The organism is Candidatus Thiosymbion oneisti (assembly GCF_900092655.1).
GTDB lineage: Bacteria > Pseudomonadota > Gammaproteobacteria > Chromatiales > Chromatiaceae > Thiosymbion > Thiosymbion oneisti.
This window is the reverse complement of the sequence record NZ_FLUY01000869.1, coordinates 1-2,649: the sequence shown is the minus strand read 5'-3', so window position 1 is coordinate 2,649 and position 2,649 is coordinate 1. Positions and strand designations below refer to the sequence as shown.

At 62.8% G+C, this 2,649-nt stretch carries 2 protein-coding genes; one reads left to right on the top strand and one right to left on the bottom strand.

Going from position 1 to position 2,649, the window contains the following annotated elements:
- Nucleotides 1–436: 436 nt before the first annotated feature.
- Nucleotides 437–1,297 (top strand): ABC transporter substrate-binding protein, encoded by an 861-nt coding sequence (locus BQ17_RS09205; RefSeq protein WP_089726376.1) that lies wholly within the window; start codon nt 437–439, stop codon nt 1,295–1,297.
- Nucleotides 1,298–1,347: 50 nt separating this feature from the next.
- On the opposite strand, the gene BQ17_RS09200 is transcribed toward BQ17_RS09205, so the two are convergent.
- Nucleotides 1,348–2,487 (bottom strand): efflux RND transporter periplasmic adaptor subunit, encoded by a 1,140-nt coding sequence (locus tag BQ17_RS09200; RefSeq protein WP_089726374.1) that lies wholly within the window; start codon nt 2,485–2,487, stop codon nt 1,348–1,350.
- Nucleotides 2,488–2,649 lie beyond the last annotated feature (162 nt).

The following is a 2,649-nucleotide window of genomic DNA, read 5'->3' as shown; positions in this document are numbered from 1 at the left end:
ACAGCCCGTAGGTTGGGCAAAGCCGGTAGGATGTGGTGAGCGCCGGGCGCGGAGCGACCGGCGCGAACCGCATCGATGGGCGGTGAGCGCTTGCCTACTGCCTCAGAGACAACAGGGACAAGACAGGCAACCGCATCTTTGGACGGCGGCGAGCCCAAAATCCGCGTCATGAAACCTTGGCCGCTGGAGCGGCCACACCTGCGTTCCCACGCTGGAGCGTGGGAACGAGCAGAAGAAAGAAATCGGCCAATGCTCTGCGTCCTCTGTGTCCTCCGTGGTTTAAACTTCACAGACTGGCAGCTGATGCCACCGTTTGTGCGACACCCTCCTTGTAGGGTGGGCTGTGCCCACCACCACAAAAGCGGCTTCAATGAGGCCGCGTAGGCGCTGCCGAACCGGCGATTGACTTCCTGACATCCGGAGGAGATTGAAGAGCATGAGAAAGCAAAACAATCCGCTGAGCTGGCTTCTGATCCCGACCCTCCTGCTGTCCGTGGTCCCACTGGCGCTGGCGGCTGATGAATGCACGGCAGTCTATGGGAAGGGGCCGAATCGCTTCGCGCTGGCTACGGGGAGTCCGGGAGAGCTGGGACTGCTGGAAAAACTCATCGCATCCTTTAATAAAAGGCATGAGGTTACGATTTGCTGGAAAAAGGCCGGCTCGGGTAAGTCATTAAGGCTGCTCAAGGCCAAAGCGGTCGACATGGTCATGGTGCACGCGCCGGCTGCTGAGAAGCAGGCCGTCGAGGAGGGTTGGGCGACAAACAGGACGCTCATTGGGGCCAATGAATTTTATATTGTCGGCCCCAAGGCCGATCCGGCACGGATCACCCAGGCCGACAGTGCGAGCGATGCCTACGCGAGAATCGCCAAAGCCCGAGCTACTTTCCTGTCCCGGGGTGACGACTCGGGGACCCATAAAAGGGAGCTGGCTGTCTGGAAACAGGCCGGCCTGGAGCCCGCAGGTAAATGGTACATCATCACCAAGGACTTCATGCTGGCAACCCTGAAGCGGGCTAATGAGGTCAATGGATATTTCATGACGGACAGCAGCACCTGGATCGCAGGGAAAGGGGAATTGGATAATCTCCGGGTGCTCTTTCGCGGTGACCCTTTGTTGGTCAATATCTACCATGCCCTGTGTCGGCCGGAGGAGGGGCCTGGACGGAAATACGCCTCCCTATTCGTTGACTTTGTGGGGTCTGAGAACGGACAGGAGATCATTCGCACTTATGGACAGCATCGTTATGGTGAACCCATGTACCAGGATGCTTTCTATGCCCGGCAGTACGAATAGCCGTAGTCGGGTAGGTTGGGCAAAGGCGCGCTGCCGAACCGGCGCACGACCTAGGGACTGTTCTCGACGACCTGCACTGATTTGCCCTCCGCGAGACCCAGGAAACCACGGGTGACGACCCGCTCGCCGGGCTCCAGGCCCTCCAGGATCTCGATGCGGTCGGTGATGCGCAGACCTGTGCGTACCGGGCGGCGCTCGACCTGGTTCTCATCGCTCAGCAACCACAGGAACTCTCCATCCCGGTCCCGACGCACGGCACGGAAGGGTACCAAGAGCCGGTAGAGGGCGGCGATGCCCAGGGTCGCGCGGACGAACTGGCCGGCGCGGGCCCCCTCCGGGATGGGGTCCATGGCCACCTCGACGATGGCCTGACGACTGGTCCGGGCCAGGGCCGGATGGATACGCAGGATCTGGCCCTCGAAGCGATCGGGTCCCAAGGCGTCGATGCGTAGCTCCACCAGATCCCCCGGCTCGAGCTGGGGCAGTACCAGCTCCGAGGCGTAGACCTCGGCGATCAGGGATGCGGGATCGGCCAGGGTCAACAGGTGGCTGTTCTTGGTGACGAAATCCCCGGGCTCCACATGACGCTCGGTGATGACGCCGGTGAAAGGGGCCCGGATGCGGGTAAAGGTCAGGCGGGTCTCCAGCACTCGTTCCTCCGCCTGGGCCACGGTGAGGGCGGTGCGGGCCTGGGCGAGTTCGTCCTCGGAGACGGCGCGCCGCGACCGCAGGCCTTCCTGGCGCTGCAGGTCCAGCTGCTTTTGCCGCTTGGTGGCGCGGGCCTTGTCGAGCTGGGCCCGCAGCAGGTCGTCCTCGAGCCGAGCCAGAAGATTGTCCTGGGCGATCAGGTCACCCTCGAAGACCTCGAGCTCGGTAATGCGTCCCTCTTCCTGGCTGTGGATGCGCACCAGGCGGCGAAAACGCAGCGAGCCGGGGTGCTCGTGACGGGCGGCGACCGGAGCGCGTTCGGCCCTGAAGACGGTTACCAGGTGCCCCCGGGACGGCCCTTGCTGGTGGTGGGTGTGCCGGCTCTCGTCGTCTGCGCCGCAGCCGGTAAGGAGCAGAGCCAGGGTCAAGATCAGCCCCGGCCACGGCCAACCCCTTACGACCGACTCGCCCGCGCAGGGTGTCATGGGGAGCGACGGTCGCGTACCGACCTTGCGGGCACGCGGGGGGATTGGAAACCACATGGCAGGCGTCGCTACCGGGGGGTGCGGCCCGGTTCGGTGAGATCGGCGAGCCTGATCTCCGAGGTACCGGGGTATGTTGACATTCAGCTTATCCTATCCGTCCAGGTTAGCGGAAAACCACGAATTCACACGAATCAACACGAATTAGTGTGGATTCGTGTC

Coding starts and splice junctions, on each gene's coding strand:
- BQ17_RS09205 (WP_089726376.1), top strand. CDS start 437: ATGAGAAAGCAAAACAATCCGCTGAGCTGGCTTCTGATCCCGACCCTC.
- BQ17_RS09200 (WP_089726374.1), bottom strand. CDS start 2,487: ATGTGGTTTCCAATCCCCCCGCGTGCCCGCAAGGTCGGTACGCGACCG.